Source organism: Psychrobacter sp. AOP31-B2-9, assembly GCF_052378005.1.
Classification (GTDB): Bacteria; Pseudomonadota; Gammaproteobacteria; order Pseudomonadales; family Moraxellaceae; genus Psychrobacter.
The window spans coordinates 1-1,325 of the sequence record NZ_JBQSXG010000273.1; the positions used below are offsets into that span (position 1 = coordinate 1).

Consider the following 1,325-nt stretch of genomic DNA (forward strand, 5'->3'; position numbering starts at 1 on the left):
CAGATTATCAACAAAGCCATTTACTTAGCGCTAGGTGTTGCTCTTGATGGTAAAAAAGAGCTGCTTGGTATGTGGCTATCAGAGAATGAAGGCGCTAAGTTCTGGCTAGGCGTTCTCACTGAATTGCAGAACCGTGGGGTGCAAGACATCTTAATCGCCTGTGTCGATGGCTTAAAGGGCTTCCCCGATGCCATCAACACGGTTTACCCCAACGCTCAGGTTCAGCTGTGTATCGTGCATATGGTGCGCTATTCAATGAAGTTCGTACCGTGGACGGACAAAAAGGCCGTAGCGGCTGATTTAAAAGCCATCTACGGCGCTGATACGCTTGAGATAGCAGAGGCCAATCTTGAGCACTTTGATGAGGTGTGGGGCGAGAAATACCCGCACGTGGTCAAGTCTTGGCGCAATAACTGGGAGGGCTTAACGGTGTTCTTTGAGTACCCGAAAGACATCAGAAAAGCGATTTATACCACCAATGCGATTGAGTCGCTAAACAGTGTGATTCGTACAGCGGTAAATAAGCGTAAGGTGTTCCCGTCTGATCAGGCGGCATTCAAAGTGGTGTACTTAGCCACCCAGCAGGCATCCAAAAAGTGGTCGATGCCGATTCGTAACTGGACGTCTGCTTTGAATCGCTTTATGATTATGTTTGATGATCGTATAAGCAGGCATTTAATCTAAATGGCAGTTACACAGAATCTGGGATGGGCTCCCTACTTCTTATATAGCAATTCTTAATTACGAGTCTTTCCTGGAGACTATATGGCCATTAAGGTTGTAGCTAATCTAAAAGAGCCTTAATACGTTAATATATTAAGCAGTTTAGTATTAATAATCACTGAAAATATCTTAAATGACTTTACTCCTAGGCATAAACGACTACTGTAAAGCTTCTTTGCTATCATTAATATCTCTATATTCTTTTACATCGATTATCGCTTAGATCTTTTCGTAATACTTTCAAGTAATTCATCGTGCGCTTTGTCCATGGCTTCTTCAGACTCATAGCCTCCATCTATTACCATTTGGGCTTTGTCCTTCTTGTATTTCTCAGCTGCTCTTGCTCTACTTAGAGTTGAAGCTTTAAGCATCTCATCCGCTGAGTTTTCAAGCGCTTTACTAGCGTCTGCTGCGAACTTAGCAGTTCCATTAAGCAAAATACCTATCCCTTTAAAAAAATTCACTATTAATCTAAACATCGGTTAAATCCTATTGTTAATTAGAGCAACAACTCAATTGCTATAAATAAAATATGCAAGCTTCACATAAGGTATATCAAGCATATCCACCTTACTCAATTTCATAAAGTTTTAGCTTTTTAT

Annotated in this window: 2 protein-coding genes; one reads left to right on the forward strand and one right to left on the reverse strand. The window is 41.2% G+C overall.

From position 1 onward, the window contains the following. Positions 1–684 (forward strand): IS256 family transposase (locus tag ACT3SX_RS15120; RefSeq protein WP_444753395.1); only part of this gene is annotated, 684 nt, incomplete at its 5' end. A gap of 251 nt (positions 685–935) precedes the next feature. Here the strand turns inward: ACT3SX_RS15120 and ACT3SX_RS15125 are convergent. Continuing rightward, a complete protein-coding gene (locus ACT3SX_RS15125) occupies positions 936–1,202 on the reverse strand; it encodes a hypothetical protein (RefSeq protein ID WP_192529393.1) in 267 nt (88 codons plus the stop codon). Positions 1,203–1,325: the final 123 nt, after the last annotated feature.

Bases quoted from the DNA above. Each gene is read 5' to 3' on its own strand.
- ACT3SX_RS15125 (WP_192529393.1), bottom strand. From the start codon at position 1,202: ATGTTTAGATTAATAGTGAATTTTTTTAAAGGGATAGGTATTTTGCTT.